The following is an 18,862-nucleotide window of genomic DNA, read 5'->3' on the forward strand; positions in this document are numbered from 1 at the left end:
CGACCTTTGCCAGAAAATCAAAAACTTCATCGACTATTTCAACAAGACAATGGCCAAACCATTCCGCTGGACCTACCAAGGCAAGCCGTTGGCAGCCTAGCTTGACATGGTCCGAGCACTTTCATCCTGCGGTACTAGCCCTTGATGGCCTCGAGCGAGACGGTGATGGTCACGTCGTCGCCGACGAATGGGGCGTACTTGCCGGCATTGAATTCGCTGCGCTTGATGACGACACTGGCGTCGGCGCCGAGCGCCTGCTTTTTCGCCATCGGGTGTAGCATGTTGACGAAGTGGTTGACCTCCAGGGTCACCGGCTTGGTGACGCCCTTGATCGTCAGATCGCCTTCGACGGTCACCGGCCGGTCGTCCTTGAAGACGACCTTGGTGGACTTGAACTGCGCGGTCGGATACTTGCCGGTGTCGAGGAAGTCGGGGTCCTGGATGTGCTCGTTGAAGAGTTTCGAGCCGGTGTCGACCGACTTGGTGTCGATCGTGATATCGGCCGAACCGGTCTGCGCCTCCTGGTCCAGTATCACTGTGCCGCTGAGCGCGTTGAAGCGGCTGAGTTGAGTCGACAGACCCAAGTGATTATAGGAGAAGTGGACGAAGGTATGGTTTGGGTCGACCCTGTAGGTCTCGGGCGCGGCCAATGCCGGGGCGGCTGCAATGGCAATGACGATGGCGGCGGCGTGCTTGGCGAATGGGTTCATGGTGCTATTCCGGTTCAGGTTGGGGTTAAGTGCCGGTCACGGCAGTAAGCTTAAAGCTGATCTTGATGTCATTGGCGACGACATCGAAGGTTGACCAAGACCCTTCGCCGATCGAAAAGTCGCCGCGGCGGATAGTGAAGCTGCCGGCGAATACACCGGCGCTACCCTGTGGCGTGAGGCTTACGGGGATCGCGATAGCCTGCGTCTTGCCCTTGATGGTCAGTTGGCCAGCCACTTCATAGCGCTGGTCGCCGAGCGCCTTCACGCTGCTTGACGCGAAGCGCGCGGTCGGGAAGGCCTTGGTGTTGAACCACGATTTACCAGCCACTTCGTCATCGCCCTCCGTGGTGCCGGTAGCGATGCTGGCCAGCGCGACCTTGATCGTTGCCTTGGCCTGCGCGGGCTGCGCCGGATCGAAACTCAACTGGCTGGTGAAGTCCTTGAAGCGGCCGTCCATGGTCACACCCATCTGGGTGTAGGTGAAGGTGATACTGCTCTGGTCTACCTGGACCTTGGTGTATTCGACGGCATGGACGGCCGGGGCCAGCCCAGCGTTCAGCGATAAGGCGAGTACGAGTCGTTTCATCGTCGTTACTGCTATGGGTTTGTGGTATCTGGAGGCCTTGCTATGAAACTTGGCAGCATGCGCGTGAGAATAGTGTCCTTATCGATGAAGTGATGCTTCAGCGCGGCGCCGACATGGCCGAGCAGGAGGGTGACGAGCAGCAAGTTGAGGCTCAGATGTACGGTAAGCAGGAGGTCGCCCAAGGCCTTGTCTTTGGCCACGAGATCGGGCAGCGGCAGCACCCCGAACCACACCGTCTGAAAGCCTTTGGCAGAACTCATGAGCCAGCCCGATAGTGGAATGGCGAGCATGAGCACATACAGCCCCAGATGGACGCCATGGGCAAGCCATTGCTGTAGCCGCGGGACGCTTGCCGGCAGGGGCGGGGGTTCGTGGGTCACGCGCCAGGCCAGCCGTATAATGACCAGAAGGAAGATGCTCACCCCGGTCCATTTGTGCCAGGAGTACAGTTGCAGTTTTTCCGGCGACAGGGGCAGGTTGTGCATGTAAAAGCCCAGTCCCAGCATGCCCAGGATCATGATCGCGATCAGCCAGTGCAGCGTTTTCGCGGTGGCGGTATAGCTGTGGCTCATGTTCGTCGTCCTCGTGGTGCTCAGTCGCCGCATGCATTGGCGCTGGACCGACTGTAGCCGAGCATGGCAGTGGGAAATAGGCGGTAAACGCCAACTTACTGTTGCCACAAGCGCAACAATCGGCCGGCGCAGCGGCCGCACCGGTTGCCGCGGGTCGGCGTGCGCGGCGCTCCAGTGGGGGCGCGCGTGGGTCCTTGGCGGGCGGTTGCGGTTTTCGGCGTCGCGGCCCACGCCTCGCGGCCATCGTAGCAATCTCGCCACCGGCCGCTGACCGGCATAGAATGATCGGCCAATTCCGCCGTTTCTGAGGTCTTGCCATGTCCCCGTTCGTTTCCAAGCGCGCCGCTGGTTTTACCCTGGTCGAACTGCTGGTAGTGCTCGCCATCCTCGGACTCCTGGCCGGTCTGGTGGGGCCCCAGGTCATGAAGTTCCTGGGCTCCTCCAAGACCAAGACGGCCAAGCTGCAGATCGAGGACCTGGTGGCCACCCTGGACCTGTACCGGCTGGAGACCGGTCGCTACCCGAGCGCCCAGGAGGGGCTGGAGGCCCTGGTGGCCAAACCGGGCAATGTGGCCAACTGGAACGGCCCCTATCTCAAGAAGGGCGTGGTGCCTAAGGACCCCTGGGGCTTCGAGTATCAATATAAGTTCCCCGGCGAGCACGGCGGTGTCGATCTCTGGACCCTCGGCGCGGACAATCGCGAGGGGGGCGAGGGCGAGAACGCGGACGTGAAGAGCTGGGACTGACCGCCCGCCGTGTCGGGCAGGATCGGCCCGCGCGTCGCGGCGGCACCGCGCCGGGGCTTCACGATCGTCGAGCTGCTGGTGGTGCTCGCCATCGCCGCCGTGCTGATGGCGGCGGTCCCGCCACTGATCTCGGCGGTGTTCCCCGGGGTCGAGCTCAAGGCCGCGGCGCGGCGCACCGCGGCCAGCCTGCGGCTCGTGCGCGAGACCGCGATCCGCACCGGGGCGGAGGCCGCGCTGGTGGTGAATGTCGAGGAGCGGACGCTGGAGGGCCCGGGCCGGGGCATCGTCACCCTGCCGCACCGGATACGCTTGCGGCTCAATGCGGCGGTGCGTGAGCAGATCGATGCGGATCGTGGGGCCATCCGCTTCTTTCCTGACGGCAGTTCCACCGGCGGGGTCGTCGTGCTGGCCCGCGCCGATGTGCGATCCGGCTACCAGGTCGGGGTCAACTGGCTCACCGGGCGGGTGCGGCTGGCACCGTGGGCAGACAAATGAGTGGGCGGTGGCAACGCGGATTCTCACTGCTGGAGGTCCTGGTCGCCTTCGCGATCCTGGCCGTGTCGCTCGGGGTCTTGATGCAGATCTTCTCCCGCGCCACCACCACCACCATCACCACGGCCCAGTACAGCCGGGCGGTGACGCTCGCGCAGGCGCGTTTGGCCGCGGTGGGCAGTGCCATCCCGCTCACGGAGGGCACGGTCTCCGGCGACCCGGAAGACGGCTTTACCTGGGAACTCGGCATCGTGGCCTTTCCGTTCAGCGATACCCCAAGCGATCCGGGGATGACCGTCGGCGTGCTACCGGTGGCCGGCTATCGGGTCACGGTGACCGTCCTGTGGCGGGACGGCTCCCGGGCGCGCCGTCTGAGCCTGAGCACCCTGCGATTGACGCAGGTGCAATAGGGATGTCGGCCCTATTGTCTCTCTTGAGCCGTGTCCGCGATCCGGGTGCAGGTACCCCGCGCAGGTGCGCGGCGCCTGGCTTCACCCTGGTCGAGTTGCTGATCGCGCTCGCGATGGTCGCCCTGATTACCCTGCTCTTGTTTAGCGGGTTGCGCGTGGGCACCCGCGCCTGGGACCTGGTTGACGCCACCGCCGAGCGTGTCGGTGCCGTGCGGCTCGCCGAGGGGTTTCTGGTGCGTGCGCTAACCCAGGCCCGCCCGGTGAGCCTGACGTTCGACGGCGCGCTGGTCCCGGTCTTTGCCGGCGACGTGCGGCGCGTTGAGTTTGCGGCCCCGCTGTCGGAGCACGTCGGGGTCCCGGGGCTTTATGTCTTGCGCCTCGAGGTGGAGGGGGCCGGGCGCCGGGGGGACCTGATCCTGACCCGTTGGTTGATGCACCCGGAGGTGCTGGAGGGTAAGCTAGACGGCGTGCCCAAATGGGAGCCGCTCAAGAACGACTCGCGGGCCTTGGCGGGCGTCCCCCTGGACCAGGACGCGGCGGCCGGGGCCTTCGGGCGGACCCTGTTGCTGGAGGGCATGGATGGACTCGTGATTAACTATTATGGGGTTCTGGCGGGGGAGAGCGACCCCGATTGGCACCAGGAATGGCTGGAGCAGCCCCGGCCCCCGGACCTCATCCGTATTCACCTGACCACGGTCAATCAAACATGGCCGGACCTGATCGTCGCCCTGCCCAGCCCGCGCGCCTGAGGCGCCGCCGCGGCGCGCGTCGCGGCATCGCCCTGGTCCTGGTGCTGTGGGTCCTCACCCTGCTGACGGTCATGGCGGTGGGAATGACCGCCGCGCAGCGCACCGAGACCGCGCTGACTGAGAATGTCATTGCCGATGCCCGCTTCCGGGCCTTGGCCGAGGCGGCCATCGTCTATACCGTCGGCACCTTCCTCACCCCGACGCAGATCGTCGGTGGCGGCCTGGGGAGTGCTCAAACGCCGGGCGGCGGGGTCGATACCGCGGACTGGCTCCCTAACGGGGCGCCCAGGACCTGGGTGTTCGACGGCAACCAATTGAGTATCGCCGTGTCCAACGAACAGTCCCGGATCAACCTGAATCAGGCGACCGCCCCGGTGCTGTCCGCGCTGCTGGTCGCACTTGGGGTCGGGGAGGAGGAGTCGTTGGCCATCGCCGACGCCATTCTCGACTGGCGCGACCCGGATGACCTAAAGCTCCTGAATGGTGCGGAGGACCCGGACTATGCGGCTGCCGGCCGGGCGCTGGGGGCCAAGGACGCCCCCTTTGTTGCCGTGGAGGAACTACAGCAGGTGCTGGGCGTGAGCCGCGCGATCTATCAGCGTCTGGCCCCGGAGGTGACGGTCGATACCGAGGGCGATCAGGTGGATCAGTCGTTCGCGTCGGCGGCGGTGCTCGCCGCCCTGCAAGGCATTGCCTTGGACGCGGCGCAGCTCCAGGTGCAGGACCGCGACGCCCAGGCATCGCCGGGCGCCGGCGGCCGGGGCGGACCGCTCTATCGCATCCAGGTGCGGGAGCAAGGGTCGGTGGGGACGGTCCGGGCCATGGAGGCCCTGGTGGACACCCAGCACCCGGCCAACCCGGTGCGCTGGCGGCGCTTCGGGCTGGTGGCGGGGCTGCCGCCCGCCGGATGATCCCGGGTGCCGCGTCCGTGCGCGACATGCGCGCTCGGGCGCGAACCGGTACAATGGGTTAAATGCCTTGTATCCACCCAGTCGATCGCGTGGTGCGCGGGCGCGGTCATCTGCATAGGCAAATGATGTTATTCGCTTGTTTACGGATTAATGGCTGCGTCCAGGCCGCTCGGTAGCCCTCCCATGGCCCTGCTCGATGTTCTCAAACTGCCGCCTGGCGCGCTGTCGTGGCGCCCCGGGTCCGCTACCCCGGGGGTGTCCGGGGAGCGTTTTGTCGCCTGCCTGCCAGGGGTGCTCCGACGCTATCTGGCGCGACGCGATCGGCGTCTGATCATCGTCGCGGACGGCCCCAGCGCGCAATTGGAGCTGGTGGCCGGTGAGTCTCGGGAGGCGCTGGGAACCCTGGAGATCGACGGGCGGGAGCCCTTGCCCGGGCCCGTGGCCGCAACTGCCAAGGGCCAGCCGCACCGGACCGTGCTGATGCTCCCGGCGGGCGCGGTGTTGAGTCGCCGCACCTCACTCCCGTCCCAGGTCCGGGACAATCTGGCCCAGGTCCTGCGCTTTGAGTTGGACCGGCTCTCGCCCTTCCGGCCGGAGCAGGTGGTCTACGACACGCGCTTGATCGGCGGCGGCAAGGGTGAGGCCCGCCTCACGCTCGACCTGGCGTTGACCCGTCGCGATCTGGTCGAGGGCTGGCTCGAGCGCCTGCGGGAGGCCGGCTCACCGGTCGACCAAGTGACCTGGGAGGGGGCCTGGCCCCAGGCCAACCTCCTGGCCCCGGCGGAGCGTCCGCGCCGCCGTCAGCCGCTGCTCGATCCGTCCAAGCTGTTGCTGGGCCTGATTTTGCTTCTGGGGGTGGCGGTGCTGGCGACGCCCCTGTGGCAAAAGGCCCGGACCCTGGAAACGCTGGAGGCGGCGGTCCGCAAGGCCCGCGTTCAGGCGGTGCAGGTGGATCAGGTCCGCCAGGAATTGGAGCAGGCACGCCGCGGCAGCACCGAGGTGCTGCGCCAGAAGTGGGAACTGCCCCGGATGCTTGATGTGTTGCGTGAACTGACGGCGCGCATCCCCGACGATACCTGGGTGCAGAGCCTCGAATACCAGAACGGCGAGGTCGAGTTGCGCGGCGAATCCGGCCGGGCCACGGCCTTGATCGGCCTCTTGGAGGGGGCGCCGGGGATCAGCGGGGTGTCGTTCCGTTCCCCCGTGACCCAGGTGGCCCAGACCGGCAAGGAGCGCTTCAACCTGGCCTTCAGCTACAAGCGCAGCCCGCCTGACCGGCCATGACCCAGTCCGCCCCCCCCAAGCGCTACTGCATGCTGGTGTGGGCCGCGGCGGTGTTGCTACCCGCGCTGTTGATCGCTGCGGTTGCCATTCCCTGGCTGGAACAGGTCGGGCGGCTGGATACGGCCATCGCCGGCGGTGCCGAACAACTCGGGCGCTATCAGCGCCTGATCGCCACCCTGCCCGGGTTGCGAGCCGAACTGGAGCAGGTCAATAGCAATCAGGACTTCAAGGCCTTCTACTTCGATGCCCCGACCCCGGCGCTGGCCGGCGCGACCTTGCAGCGCACGGTCCAGGACATTGTCACCGCCGCGCGCGGCCGCCTGATCAGCACTCAGTTGTTGCCCGAAGAGAAGACGGAGCAGCCGGCGCGGGTGCGCCTGCGGGTCCAGATCCAGGGCTCCACCGACACCTTGCTCGAGATTCTCTACCAACTCGAGGAGGCGCGTCCGTTCCTGTTCGTCGAGCAGGTCTCGATTCGCTCCTCCGCCCGTCCGGACGCGCCGGCGTCGGCGGGGCCGGTGCGGCGCCCGCCGGCCATCGAGATCGGTGAATTGACCATGCGCCTGGATGTCTTCGGATTTGCCTTGGGTGGAAAGACTTGATCAAGGCCGCGCTGTTCGCGGTGAGCCTCGCCCTGACTGGCGTACTGCTCATGCAGTGGCGGGATTGGCCGCGACCGCTGTCGCCGGTGGTGCCGCCGGGGGCCGCCCAAGGTGCGGCGGCGGGCGCGGATCCGACGGCGGGGCTGCCGACCGCGCCAGCCCTGCCGGAAAGCAAGGAGGCCTATGCCGGGATCGCCGAGCGGCCATTGTTTCGACCCCAGCGCAAGCCGGCGCCGCCCCCGAGCGCCGAGCCGCCGCCCGCTACCGTTGAGACCGGTTCCCTGGACGGACTGGACCTCACCGCGGTCCTTATCTCTCCCGAGGTGACCTCGGCTTGGATCAAGGATCCGAGCGACCCCGCACTCAAGCGCCTGCGGCTCGGTGACGAGCAGGCCGGTTGGTCGGTCAAGGCCATCCTGGCCGATCGCCTCGTGTTTGAGCGACAGGGGGAGACACATGAGCTACTATTACTCAATTTTGCTGCGGGCCAACCCGCACCACCTGGTGCAGCTCCCCCCGGCCCCCCCCCGGCGACGGCGCATCCAACCTCGCCGACGCGTCCAGGCATTCCCGTGCGCCCAGGAGTGCCCGTGCGCCCAGTTCCCGGGGCACTGCGCCCACCCGGTATCGCCGGGCGCGGACCCCAGCGAACGCCGATGCCTGGCGCCAATCCGCCAGGCGCGCCGCCATCGTCATTACTGCCCCAACCGAGACCGAATGCACCTCGACCACCATAGCCATTGCCGCGTTAGCCGTCGACCCGGGAGCCGCTCCAGGTCCACGCTGTTTCCGATCCTGCTGCTGGTGCTGGGCTTGGTGAGCTGCGGGCGCAGCTACTGGGACCCGACGGTCAAGATCGGCGACGCCACCGGCCACCTGACCGGCCACGTTCCGGGGACGACCGCGTCCGGGGCCACCGCCCAGGGGCCGGGCGAGGGTGAGGGTGAGGGTATCGCACTCGGTGACGATAAGACCCATAAGGCGGTCGACTCGGTGAAGCGGGGCACCGGCACCTTTGTGCGGCGCATCAGCGGCCCCACCGTGGACACCAGCCCGGGTGACGTGACGCTGAACTTCGACGGCACCGACATCCGCGAGGTGGTGAAGGTCATCCTGGGCGACCTGCTCCAGGTCAACTATGTGCTGAGTCCGGCGGTGCAAGGTGTTGCATCGCTCCAGACCGGTCGGCCGCTGCGCCGCGAACACCTGATTCCGACCCTGGAGACCCTGCTGCGGATGAACAACGCGGCTATCGTCTACAAGTCCGGGACCTATGAGGTGGTGCCCATCGCCAGCGCGATCCAGGGCAACCTGGTCCCGCAGCTCGGGGAGTCGACCCGCGCCCTGCCCACGGGCTACAGCATTCAGCTCGTGCCGCTCCAATATATCAGTGCGGATGAGATGAACCGCATCCTCCAGCCGATGGCCCCGGAGGGCAGTATCATTCGCGTAGACACCCTGCGCAATCTGCTGGTGATCGCCGGCACCGGCCCGGAGATGGGCAATCTGATCGACACTATCAAGGTGTTTGACGTGGATTGGATGAAGGGGCTCTCGGTGGGGTTTTTTGTGCTCGAATATGCCAAGGCCAAGGACGTGGTGACCCAGCTCGAAGGGCTCTTGGCCGACGATTCGGGGAACCCGATGAAGGGCCTGTTCCGCTTCGTCCCCGTGGAGAGTTCCAACAGTTTGATGGTGATCTCGCCCCAAGAGAGCTACATCCAACAGGCGCGCAACTGGATTGAGCGGTTGGATATGGCGGAGGCGACCGGCAGCGCGGCCGAGCGGCTGTTCGTCTACCGGGTCAAGCACGGGAAGGCCGAGGACCTGGCGGATGTGCTTGGCCAGCTCTTCAATGGCGAGGGTAAAGAGCGCAGGTCATCGGTGGGCGGGGTCGCCCCGGGGCTCGGCTCATCGAGTATCGGCTCACGGGCGGTCATCGGCCAAATGGGGAGCGGGCTGGGCGGCGGGTCCGGCGGTGGGTCTGGTGGTGGGTCCAGTGGTGGGCTCGGTGGCGGACTGGGCAATAGTGGTGGCGGCGGGTCCGGGGTGCCGGGCGGGGCCAGTGGGGCGGGCGGTCAGCACGCCCAAGCGCATAACTTCGAGATGAGTTCGCCGGTGAGCGTGGTCGCCGATGAGGTGAACAACACGATCCTGGTGCGGGCGAACCCCAAAGACTACAAAAAGATCCTGGACGCACTCAAGCAACTCGATCTCGTGCCGTTGCAGGTATTGGTTGAGGCGACCATCATCGAGGTCAGCCTGGTGGGCGACTTAAAATACGGAATCGAGTGGGGGTTCAAGGGCGGCTACGGTGGCACCACCGATGCCCAGGGCAACAAGAGCGGGGGGTTCTTGAGCATGCTGGGGCTCAATGGCGCCGCGGGCGGTGTCAACACCGTCGCTACCGCCGCCATGGGGGGCGCCGCCGGCGCCTTTCCTGGCTTCAACTGGACCGTGATTGCACGGCCAGGCACGATCGTTGCCACCCTGAACGCCTTGGCTGACCAGAATCTGGTCAATGTCCTGTCCTCCCCCTCGGTCATGGTGATCAATAACCAGCAAGCGAAGATCCAGGTCGGTCAGCAGGTCCCGGTGACCACCCAGCAACAGCAGAGCACGACGAGTGCGAACGCCAACGTACTCAATAGCGTCTCCTATAAGGACACGGGTGTGATGCTCGAGGTCACGCCGCACGTGACCACGGGCGGGCTGGTGCAGATGGAGATCAAGCAGGATGTCAGCCAGGTGGCCAGTGCCAGCACCAACAATACCCCCACCTTTTCGACGCGCTCGATCAAGAGTACCGTCGCGGTGCGCTCCAATCAGGCGGTGGTCCTGGGGGGGTTGATCCAAGACCAGCACTCGGACGGCAAGCAGGGGATACCGGGTCTCTATGACGTGCCCTATCTCGGCCCCCTGTTTGGTGAGCGCGCCAAGAATGCCAATCGGACTGAGCTCGTAGTCATCCTGACACCCAAGGTCATTGCCAGTGACCAGGACATCGAGGCGGTCAATGACAGCTTCCGCAGCCGGGTGCGCGGATTGCAGTTCAAGTTCTAGCCGAAGTTGATCTTGGCCTCGAGATTGGGGGCTGAATCGGCATTGGCCAGGGCCTCGTCGAAGTTGATGGTCCCGGCCCGGAAGAGTTCAAGCAGGGCGTCGTCGAAGGTCTTCATGCCGCCCTCGCTACTGCCCTGCATGGCCTCCACCACCTCATCCACGCGGCCGCCGCGGATCAGGTCGGCGATATGGGGGGTGTTGACCAGTACCTCGATGGCCGCGGCGCGCTTACCGCTGACGGTGCGCACCAGGCGCTGGGAGACGATCGCGCGCATGTTGAGCGAGATGTCCAGGAAGAGCGTCTTATGCAGTGCCTGGGGAAACATGTTGATGACGCGCTCCAGGGCCTGGTGGGCGTTGTTGGCATGCAGGGTCGAGATGGCCAGGTGCCCGGTAGCGGCCAGTTCGATCGCCGCCTCCATGGTCTCGCGGGTGCGGATCTCGCCGATGAGGATCACATCCGGGGCCTCGCGCAGCGAGCTCTTCAAGGCCGCCCCGTAGCTCTTGGTGTCAACCCCGACCTCGCGCTGATTGACGATGCACTGCTTGTGGGGGTGGACGAACTCCACCGGGTCCTCGATGGTGAGGATGTGGCCCGGGGCGGCGGCGTTGCGCGTGTCGACCATGGCCGCCAGGGTGGTGGACTTGCCCGACCCGGTCGCGCCCACCATCAGGATGATGCCGCGCTTGTGTGTCATCAGCTGTGACAGGATCGGTGGCAGGCCCAGTTCCGCGGCGGTGGGGATGCCTGCGGGGATATAGCGCAGCACCATCGCCGCTTGTCCAAGCTGGTGAAAGGCATTGACCCGGAAGCGCGCACGATCCCCCAGGGCGATGGCGAAGTCCGCCTCCCACTCGCTGGCGAAGATGCGCGCCTTCTCCTCGTCCAGGATCGACAGGACCGCCTCGCGACAGAACTCCGGTGAGGCCGGGCTATCGCCGATCGGACGGATGACCCCGTCGATCTTGATCCGAACCGGGGTGCCTGGGGTAAAGAAGATGTCTGAGGCGGTGTGCCGCAGCATCATCTCGAGATAGGGGGTGATGTCCAATCAAGCGTCTCCGGTGCGGCGGGGCCAGGCGGGGCACCGCCCGATGCGGTCGCCGGGCCTGGGGTTTGCAGTGAGGGGTCTCATGCGGGCTCAAATCGTCTTGTTCTTGGCGATCCCGGGTTGGTGATACACCTCTACTTTACTGTTCTCCAAGGCCATGCCGGTGGTCTGGCCGAAGGGCGTCCTGCGGCTGCCGTCCGCCGCGCCGGACTTCCCGAAGGCGATCGACTCGGTGCCGCCGTCCTCATCGCCCTCCTTGGCGATCGAGAACGCCTCCATGTCGCCAAACATGTCCTTGCCTTGGGCCTCGTGTCCCTCCAGTTTGATGGCGAGCCGCAACTCGTTCATGGAGTCGGCGCTGCGCATGGCGTCCTCATAGCTGATCTTGCCGTCTTCATAGAGTGCGAACAGGGCCATGTCGAAGGTTTGCATCCCCTGTTCCCGGGACTTTTTCATGACGCCCTTGATGCCATGCACATCGCCCTTGAAGATCAGGTCCTGAATCAAGGGAGAGTTGATCAGGATCTCGATCGCGGCGATGCGCCCGCCGTTGGTGCAGGGCAGGAGCCGCTGGGAGATGATCGCCCGCAGGTTCAGCGACAAGTCCATCAGCAGCTGCACCCGGCGCTCCTCGGGGAATAGATTGATGATGCGGTCCAGGGCCTGATTGGCGCTGTTGGCGTGCAGGGTGGAGAGGCACAGGTGACCGGTCTCGGCGAAATTGATCGCGTGCTCCATGGTCTCGCGGGCGCGGATCTCCCCGATCAGGATGACGTCCGGGGCCTGGCGCAGGGTGTTCATCAGGGCGGCGTCCCAGCTCTCCGTGTCGACCCCCACCTCACGCTGCGTGATCAAGCAATTGCGGTGCGGGTGGACATACTCCACCGGGTCCTCGATCGTAATGATGTGGCCGTAGCTGTTCTGATTACGGTGCCCGATCATGGCCGCCAGCGAGGTGGACTTGCCCGAACCGGTGCCGCCGACCACCAGGATCAGGCCGCGCTTGGTCATGATCAGCTCTTTCAGGATCGGCGGCAGGAGCAGGTCGTCCAACTCAGGAATAGTGCTGGTGATGGTGCGCAGCACCGCCCCCGACAGCCCCTGCTGGATGAAGGCGTTGACCCGGAAGCGCCCGATGCCCTGGGGGTTGATGGCGAAATTGCACTCCTTATGGGCCTCGTAGTCCCGCACCTGGCGGTCATTCATGATGGCGCGCACCAGCACATTGGTCTGCGCGCTGTTGAGCGCGCGATCGCTGAGCGGCGTCATCCGCCCGTCGATCTTACAGGCGGGGGGGAAGTCAGCCGTAATAAAGAGGTCGGAGCCCTTGCGCAGCAGCATGGTGCGCAGGCAGTCGAGCATGAATTTCGTCGCTTCTTGGCGGTCCATGGGGGTCTCCCGTCTGGTTGTCGAATAGCATAAAGCGGGTTCAGCGCGTCCCAAAGACCACGATGGTCTTGCCCTTCACGCTGGCCAGTCCCTGTTCCTCCAGGCTCTTGAGCACCCGCCCCGCCATCTCCCGCGAGCAGCCGACCAGGCGCCCGAGCTCCTGACGGGTGACGCGGATCTGCATCCCGTCAGGATGGGTCGCGGCATCCGGTTGTTTGCACAAATCGAGCAGGGCGCTGGCGATGCGGCCGGTGACATCCAGGAACGCCAAGCGCCCGACCTTGGAGCTGGTCTGGCGCAGGCGCTGGGACAGTTGCAGGCCGATCGCATAGAGGAAGGCCTTGGCGACCGGCTGGAGTTCGGTGTCGAGCAGCCGGTCCAGACGCACATAGGAGATCTCCGCGACCTTGCACTTGACCCGGGTGCGCACATTGACGCTGCGGGTATTCTGGGGGAAAAACAGCCCCATCTCGCCGATGAATTCACCCTTGTTGATGTAGGCCAACATCAGTTCGCGGCGGTCCTCGTCCTCAATGACCGCCGCCACCGAGCCCTCGATCAGGTAATAGAGGCTCTCCGCGGGCTCGCCGACGCGGATAAAATCAACATTTTTATCATAAGATTTAGTGTGGCAGAATGACAGGAAGGGCTTTAACCAACCTGGTTCTTCTTGTGGATGGAGCGGCATGGTCATAGATTCTGGTGCGGCGGCGGGTGGAGGTGCGGGCTTGACGCTGGATTCTAGGCAAGGCGGTGGGTCTTGTCGAACGGCGGTTGGCCCGGTCGAACTATGGTAGCCTCCCGCGCTAAGGGTGGCGCCTGGCCTTGGCAGGCGCCCTGGTTCGATCGTCGCGGGGGCTGAAATGAAGGCGCGGGTGAAGTGGATCGATGGGGTTGCCATGTTGGGTGAGTCCGGCTCCGGGCATGGTGTGGTCATGGACGGTCCGCCTGAGTTGGGCGGGCGTAATGTCGGGGTGCGTCCCATGGAGATGCTGTTGATCGGCATGGGCGGCTGTACCCAGTTCGATGTGTTGCTGATCCTGCGCAAGGCCCGCCAGGCGGTGACGGACTGTGTCGTGGAGCTGACGGCGGAGCGGGCCGCGACCGACCCCAAGGTGTTTACCCGCATCCACGCCCATTTTATCGTGACCGGCCGCGCGCTCGACCCGCGCCAGGTGGAGCGTGCGATCACGCTCAGCGCCGAGAAATATTGCTCCGCGTCGATCATGCTGGGCGCGACCGCCACGATCACCCACGACTTTGAGTGTCGCGATGCCTGATGTCGCCGAATTCGATGCCCTCACCGCGGAATTCTACGCGGTGTGGCTGCACTACCACCCCGACCTGGCCCTGCAGACCGGGCTCCCGGTGACCGGGCGGCTGTTGCCGCCCCAGGGCGACGACGACCTTGCCGCCCTGCGGGGTTGGTTAGAGGAACTGCTCCTGGGCCTCGAAGCGCTCGATTTTTCCGCGCTGGACGCCGATCGGCAACTGGATTGGGAGTTACTCGCCGGGGCCGCGCGGGTCGAGCATCGGGAACTTGGTGAGGGCGACTGGCGTCATCTCGACCCGCAGCGCTACCTGCCGGCCGCCGTGCTGGCGTGGCTTGCCTGGGGGCCGGCCGAGGACCTGGGCGATGCCTGGGGCGACACCCTGGCGCGCCTCTTGCGCGAGCTCCCCGAGCACCTGCGCCGGGCCCAGGCGCGTTTGCGCACGGCGGCGGACTGCCTGGCCCCGCCCCTGCTGCGTGTGGCCGCCGCCGAGGTGCAGGGGATGCGCAGCGCCCTGCGCGAACTCGCTCGCCATCCCTGGTGGCAGCGCTATGCCCAGGGGCGTCCTGAGTCGGACGTGCTGCAAGCGGGCGCCGACGCGGCGCTGGCCGGCTATCGACACTGTCTCACCCAGGACCTGGCCCCCCGTGCCCGGGGGGCGCTGGGCTGTGGGGGGGCGCATCTGAGTGCGCGGCTGCGCGGACTCCATTTTATCGATTGCGAACTCGCCGATGGTGAGGGCGACAGCGCTGCGGCGCCGGGCTACGCGGCCATCGTGCGCGCCCTTGAGCACGCGGAACTGGCCCTGGCCGACCCGCCGAGTCGCCCGGAACCGGTCGCGCGGCCAGCCCAGCGGTTCGCCGACGGCTGTGGTGGTCGCCACCATTTCGCCGTGACCGACCCGGCACTGGCGCACCGACTGCCGCGCCGGCTGGCCAACGACGCCTCGTTGGCGATGGGCTGGCACCTCTACCTCGGTCATCGTCTGGCCGGGGTCTGCCCGGGGGCCCGGCCGGGACTGGCAGCGGAGCGCGAGCGGCTCCTGCTGGCCCGGCTCGATCTGGACCTGCATACGGGACGGATCGCCTGCGATGGGGCGTTGGCGCGCCTGCGCCACCATGGGCTGGCGGGCGCGGCGGCCGACGCGCGGCTGGCGCAACTGGCCCGGCACCCGGGCGAGGCCCTGGCGGGTGTACTCGGCTGGCAGTTGCTGGAGCAGGCGCGCGAGCATCACGCGGTGGGGGCGGGCGCCGGGGACGCCGAGCGCGACTTCCATGATCGGCTGGTCGCCCAGGGGGCGATCCCCTTGCCCCTGGTGTTGCGCTATGGGCTCGGCCCAAACCTCTGGCAGGAGGCGCGTATCGGGGTGTTGGGCGGCTGTTGAGGCGAGCGGGTGTCGAAGCGGTGGCGGCGGCCCGTCGGTGGCTGCTAGGATGCGCGGTTGCGCCCATAGGAGTCCCTTATCATGTCGACCGGCCTCAAGAAACTGAAGCTGCAGGGCTTCAATAACCTGACCAAGACCCTGAGCTTCAATATCTATGACGTCTGTTATGCGGACTCCGAGGCCCAGCGCGAGGCCTACATCCAGTATATCGACGAGGCTTACAACGCCGAGCGCCTGACCGTCATCCTGACCGATGTGGCGGAGATCATTGGCGCCAACATACTCAACGTCGCCCATCAGGACTACGACCCCCAGGGCGCCTCGGTCACCATGCTGATCTCGGAAGAGCCGCTGGTCGCCCAACAACTGCACAATTTTGCCAAGCCGGGACCGCGCGCCAAGTCCGGCCCCCTCCCGGACGCCGTGGTGGCCCATCTCGACAAGAGCCACATCACGGTACACACCTACCCGGAGAGCAATCCGGTCACCGGTATCAGTACCTTCCGGGCCGATATCGATGTGTCCACCTGCGGGCGCATCTCGCCCCTGCGGGCGCTGAATTATCTGATCCACTCCTTCGAGTCTGATGTCGTCATCATGGACTATCGGGTGCGCGGCTTTACCCGTGACGTGACCGGGCGCAAGCATTTCATCGACCACAACATCAGTTCCATCCAGAACTACCTGTCGCGCGACACCAAGGACCGCTACCAGATGGTGGACGTGAACGTCTACCAGGAAAATCTGTTCCACACCAAGATGGTCCTGAAGCAGTTCCAGCTCGACGACTATCTCTTCTGTATCGAGGAGAAGGACCTGGCCCGGTCGCAGTGCCAGCGTATCCAGAAGCTCTTGCGCCGCGAGCTCTCGGAGATCTTCTACGGCTGCAACCTGGTGCGAGAGCTGGAGTTTATGGGGTAGCGGCGCGCCCCCTAAAGCCAATAAACGCTGCGCGTCATCACCTGCGAGGCCAGGCGCATGGCGCTGCGTAACGGCGCCGGCAACGGGGTGGCGCCCGCCGCCTTGGCGACCTGGGCGTGGTGGACCTCATCCACCTTCATCTGCTCGAGGATCGCGCGGGTGCGCTCATCGCGTTCCGGGACCCGATCCAGGTGATCGGTCAGATGCTCCTCCACCTGACGCTCGGTCTCGACCACGAACCCCAGGCTCCAACGATCCCCAGCCCACCCGGCGGCGGCCCCGATGGCGAAGGACCCGGCGAAAAAGAGCGGGTTCAACAGGCTGCCGCGGCCCTGCAACTCATCGATCCGGTTCATGCACCAGACGAGATGGTCGTTCTCCTCCCGGGCGGAGCGCTCCATGCGCTGGCGCGTCTCCGGCAGTTGTGCGGTGAGTGCCTGGCCCTGGTAGAGGGCCTGGGCGCAGACCTCGCCTGTGTGATTGATACGCATCAGGGCGGCGACGTGGCGGCGCTCCTGCTCGTCGAGCGCGACCTCGTCCAGGGCCTCCGCCGGGTAGGGTCGATGCGTGCCCAGGGGGTGGCCGAAGAGGGTGCGCAGTGCCGTGTCGACGTTCTGGAGCAGCCGGTCGACCGGGGTGTAGTGACGATTCGTCATCGGTTTGCCTCGGGTATCGAGTGGTCTTTTGGGGGCGCGATGCTGGCCGGTGGCGAGGATTGGTTCAGCCGATACAGTGTATCACTCGGCCTGTCTGGTGAGCAGTTCCACCGGGTGACAGACCTCGATGGCCAGCCCGGCCTCCCGCAGACCGGCGATCAGGTGCAGGGCGCAGCCGGGGTTAGTGGTGACGATCAGGTCCGGTGGGCACGCGGGCAGCCCCGCGAGCTTGTCGACAACCAGGGCCGCGGCCAGGTCCGGCTGTTGGAGCGGGTAGGTGCCGGCGCCGCCGCAGCAGGTCCGATTGTTCAGGAGCGGTGCGACGCTGAGTCCCGGGATGCGCGCGAGCAGCCGGTAGACCGCGCGATTGCCCCCCGGCAGGTGGCGATGCGAGCAGGGCTCATGGACGAGTACCCGGCGCTCCAGCGGTCTGAACCCGAGTCCATCCAGCGCCGGCAGCCGGTCGAGCCAGTCACAGACCTCCTGGGTGTCGGCGCTACCCGGCGCCCCCCGCAGTTCAGCGACACAGGCGCTGGCCAGTCCCACCAGCGGCGGGTCCCCCGGGTGTCGGGCGCTGGCGGCGCGGTGCCGCTGCGCGGCGGCCGGCAGCCCATTGTGTTGGTGCAGTGCGCCGCAACAGGTCGGGGTCGCCGGGACCCGCACCCGCAGGCCGATGCGTCCGAGCAGGGAGCGGGTCGCCGCCACGGCGCGTCCCTGGGCCAGGTCCCCCATGCAGCCGACGAAGAGCTCCAGGTCTACCGCCGCGCCGTCGCTGCCAGGGATCGGCGCCGCGGTCTTGGCGATGGCCCGGGCCAACCGATGCAGCGGCCGCAGCGCCCGGAGTCCGGCCAAGCCGAGCCGTTCCGCCAGCCGGGCGGCTCCCGACTGCTCGTAGACCTGGGCCGCGCGGGCTAGCGCCGCGGTCCATCGGGCATCCGACAGCGCGGCCAACCAGCGCCGCCGCCAGGCCCGGCGCCACGCCGGCTTGGCGTCCAGGCGCGCCGCCTTGGCGCCATCGATCAGCCGGCCGTAGGCGACCAGCGACGGGCAGGCCGCCTCGCAGGCGCGGCAGCCCAGGCAGCCGTCCAGATGGCGGGCCAGGGCCGGGCTCATGGCGAGTCCCCCGCTGGCCCAGCCCTGGATCAGGGCGATGCGCCCGCGCGGCGAATCGGCCTCATTGCCAAGCAGCATGAAGGTGGGGCAGTGGGGCAGGCAGAGCCCGCACTTGACGCACTGGTCGGCGAGTGTAAGGAGTTGGTCTGGGGGCACGTCGATCCTGGTGGCGGTTAACCGATAGTGCGGTAATTTCTCACGCCAAGGCGCCAAGGCGCCAAGGCGCCAAAAAAAACAACAGAGTGCCGAGGTCATCCAGTCCGCGCGGCAGATGCAGCGCCATCCGCCGATCGCGTAGTAACAAAACTTGGCGAGCTTGGCGCCTTGGCGTGAGACATTGGTTCTTCAAGGGTGCCGGGGAGTGGGGTGTGCGCGGTCTGCCGACGTGCCGGTGCGGACATGGTAACCTCTCGCGGCGGGCGCCGCCCGCGTGCGCGCCACCTTAAAGTAACGGAGGATTCCAATGTCCTACTACCGGCATCACGTCTTTTTCTGTACCAACCAGCGTGAGGAGGGCCGGCGTTGCTGCGGCGGCAGCGGCAGCGCGGACCTGCGCGACTATCTGAAGCGCCGCACCAAGGAACTCAACCTGGCCGGCCCGGGCGGCGTGCGGATCAACACCGCCGGTTGTCTCAACCGCTGTGCCGAGGGACCGGTGGTGGTGGTCTACCCGGAGGCGGTCTGGTATACCTATGCAAATCAGGACGATTTGGACGAGATTCTGACCCGTCACCTGATCGGCGGCCAGATCGTCGCGCGCTTGCGGTTGCCGGGCTGACGGCGGTCGGCGCACGGCGCCGCGGCGGCGGATCTTCAGGGCGGAACCGTTCTAGCCAGGACTCTCTGTTGCAACCGGCGGTTGTCCGCAACACTGGACAACGCCAGGTGGCCCGGGTATAAAGCACGTCGGTCCCCTTACTGTCCGAGGCCCCGTGCGTGAACCTTCGTGAG

Annotated in this window: 21 protein-coding genes; 13 read left to right on the top strand and 8 right to left on the bottom strand. The window is 66.3% G+C overall.

Translation table 11 applies throughout. The annotated features are described in order from the left end of the window. Window positions 1–134: 134 nt before the first annotated feature. The 3 genes from QZX93_RS21695 to QZX93_RS21705 are packed head-to-tail and all read right to left on the bottom strand — an operon-like array spanning window position 135 to window position 1,868. A complete protein-coding gene (locus tag QZX93_RS21695) occupies window positions 135–710 on the bottom strand; it encodes a YceI family protein (protein ID WP_295390120.1) in 576 nt (191 codons plus the stop codon). 25 nt (window positions 711–735) lie between these two features. Beyond that, window positions 736–1,296, bottom strand: a complete 561-nt coding sequence (locus tag QZX93_RS21700) for a YceI family protein (protein ID WP_295390122.1) — start codon at window positions 1,294–1,296, stop codon at window positions 736–738. 11 nt (window positions 1,297–1,307) lie between these two features. Then, window positions 1,308–1,868 carry a cytochrome b gene (locus QZX93_RS21705; RefSeq protein ID WP_295390124.1) on the bottom strand — a complete coding sequence of 187 codons (561 nt, stop codon included), beginning with the start codon at window positions 1,866–1,868 and terminating at the stop codon, window positions 1,308–1,310. A 317-nt stretch (window positions 1,869–2,185) separates the two neighbouring features. Between QZX93_RS21705 and gspG the strand changes: the two genes are divergently transcribed. From gspG to gspD, 9 genes are all read left to right on the top strand, one after another. Then, entirely contained in the window at window positions 2,186–2,614 is a 429-nt protein-coding gene (gspG, locus tag QZX93_RS21710) for a type II secretion system major pseudopilin GspG (RefSeq protein WP_295390126.1), read from the top strand. Window positions 2,615–2,623: 9 nt separating this feature from the next. Continuing rightward, window positions 2,624–3,109, top strand: coding sequence for a GspH/FimT family pseudopilin (locus QZX93_RS21715; protein WP_295390128.1), 486 nt, complete (start codon window positions 2,624–2,626; stop codon window positions 3,107–3,109). Continuing rightward, window positions 3,106–3,516, top strand: a complete 411-nt coding sequence (locus QZX93_RS21720) for a type II secretion system protein (protein WP_295390129.1) — start codon at window positions 3,106–3,108, stop codon at window positions 3,514–3,516. Before QZX93_RS21715 ends, QZX93_RS21720 begins: the two co-directional genes overlap by 4 nt. Window positions 3,517–3,518: 2 nt before the next feature. Next, on the top strand, window positions 3,519–4,265 hold the full coding sequence (locus QZX93_RS21725; protein ID WP_295390131.1) for a prepilin-type N-terminal cleavage/methylation domain-containing protein: 747 nt from the start codon (window positions 3,519–3,521) through the stop codon (window positions 4,263–4,265). After that, window positions 4,223–5,176 carry a type II secretion system protein GspK gene (locus tag QZX93_RS21730; protein WP_295390133.1) on the top strand — a complete coding sequence of 318 codons (954 nt, stop codon included), beginning with the start codon at window positions 4,223–4,225 and terminating at the stop codon, window positions 5,174–5,176. The genes QZX93_RS21725 and QZX93_RS21730 overlap by 43 nt, the downstream gene beginning before the upstream one ends. 183 nt (window positions 5,177–5,359) lie before the next feature. After that, window positions 5,360–6,460: a PilN domain-containing protein gene (locus QZX93_RS21735; RefSeq protein WP_295390135.1), complete on the top strand. Its 1,101-nt coding sequence runs from the start codon at window positions 5,360–5,362 to the stop codon at window positions 6,458–6,460. Next, a complete protein-coding gene (gene gspM / locus QZX93_RS21740; protein WP_295390137.1) occupies window positions 6,457–7,062 on the top strand; it encodes a type II secretion system protein GspM in 606 nt (201 codons plus the stop codon). The genes QZX93_RS21735 and gspM overlap by 4 nt, the downstream gene beginning before the upstream one ends. Next, window positions 7,059–7,799 (top strand): hypothetical protein, encoded by a 741-nt coding sequence (locus QZX93_RS21745; RefSeq protein ID WP_295390139.1) that lies wholly within the window; start codon window positions 7,059–7,061, stop codon window positions 7,797–7,799. Before gspM ends, QZX93_RS21745 begins: the two co-directional genes overlap by 4 nt. Next, window positions 7,780–10,125 carry a type II secretion system secretin GspD gene (gspD, locus tag QZX93_RS21750; protein WP_295390141.1) on the top strand — a complete coding sequence of 782 codons (2,346 nt, stop codon included), beginning with the start codon at window positions 7,780–7,782 and terminating at the stop codon, window positions 10,123–10,125. Before QZX93_RS21745 ends, gspD begins: the two co-directional genes overlap by 20 nt. Here the strand turns inward: gspD and QZX93_RS21755 are convergent. From QZX93_RS21755 to crp, 3 genes are all read right to left on the bottom strand, one after another. Beyond that, window positions 10,122–11,177, bottom strand: coding sequence for a PilT/PilU family type 4a pilus ATPase (locus QZX93_RS21755; protein ID WP_295390143.1), 1,056 nt, complete (start codon window positions 11,175–11,177; stop codon window positions 10,122–10,124). The two genes, gspD and QZX93_RS21755, sit on opposite strands and share 4 nt — an antisense overlap. A gap of 90 nt (window positions 11,178–11,267) precedes the next feature. Next, a complete protein-coding gene (locus QZX93_RS21760; protein WP_295390145.1) occupies window positions 11,268–12,566 on the bottom strand; it encodes a PilT/PilU family type 4a pilus ATPase in 1,299 nt (432 codons plus the stop codon). 40 nt (window positions 12,567–12,606) lie between these two features. After that, on the bottom strand, window positions 12,607–13,260 hold the full coding sequence (crp, locus tag QZX93_RS21765; protein ID WP_295390148.1) for a cAMP-activated global transcriptional regulator CRP: 654 nt from the start codon (window positions 13,258–13,260) through the stop codon (window positions 12,607–12,609). 169 nt (window positions 13,261–13,429) lie between these two features. On the opposite strand from crp, the gene QZX93_RS21770 reads away from it, so the two are divergent. From QZX93_RS21770 to speD, 3 genes are all read left to right on the top strand, one after another. Then, complete coding sequence (locus QZX93_RS21770) at window positions 13,430–13,846, top strand: OsmC family protein (protein ID WP_295390150.1); 417 nt, start codon at window positions 13,430–13,432, stop codon at window positions 13,844–13,846. Continuing rightward, entirely contained in the window at window positions 13,839–15,221 is a 1,383-nt protein-coding gene (locus QZX93_RS21775) for a hypothetical protein (protein WP_295390151.1), read from the top strand. The genes QZX93_RS21770 and QZX93_RS21775 overlap by 8 nt, the downstream gene beginning before the upstream one ends. A gap of 81 nt (window positions 15,222–15,302) precedes the next feature. Next, on the top strand, window positions 15,303–16,142 hold the full coding sequence (gene speD / locus QZX93_RS21780; RefSeq protein WP_295390153.1) for an adenosylmethionine decarboxylase: 840 nt from the start codon (window positions 15,303–15,305) through the stop codon (window positions 16,140–16,142). A gap of 11 nt (window positions 16,143–16,153) precedes the next feature. Here the strand turns inward: speD and coq7 are convergent, their stop codons facing one another. Continuing rightward, window positions 16,154–16,798 (bottom strand): 2-polyprenyl-3-methyl-6-methoxy-1,4-benzoquinone monooxygenase, encoded by a 645-nt coding sequence (gene coq7, locus QZX93_RS21785; protein WP_295390155.1) that lies wholly within the window; start codon window positions 16,796–16,798, stop codon window positions 16,154–16,156. An 81-nt stretch (window positions 16,799–16,879) separates the two neighbouring features. Beyond that, window positions 16,880–18,067: a (Fe-S)-binding protein gene (locus tag QZX93_RS21790; RefSeq protein ID WP_295390157.1), complete on the bottom strand. Its 1,188-nt coding sequence runs from the start codon at window positions 18,065–18,067 to the stop codon at window positions 16,880–16,882. A gap of 307 nt (window positions 18,068–18,374) precedes the next feature. On the opposite strand from QZX93_RS21790, the gene QZX93_RS21795 reads away from it, so the two are divergent. Further along, window positions 18,375–18,689 (top strand): (2Fe-2S) ferredoxin domain-containing protein, encoded by a 315-nt coding sequence (locus QZX93_RS21795; RefSeq protein WP_295390158.1) that lies wholly within the window; start codon window positions 18,375–18,377, stop codon window positions 18,687–18,689. The last annotated feature ends 173 nt before the right edge of the window (window positions 18,690–18,862 follow it).

Origin of the sequence: uncultured Thiodictyon sp. (assembly GCF_903946935.1) — a bacterium.
Lineage (GTDB): Bacteria > Pseudomonadota > Gammaproteobacteria > Chromatiales > Chromatiaceae > Thiodictyon.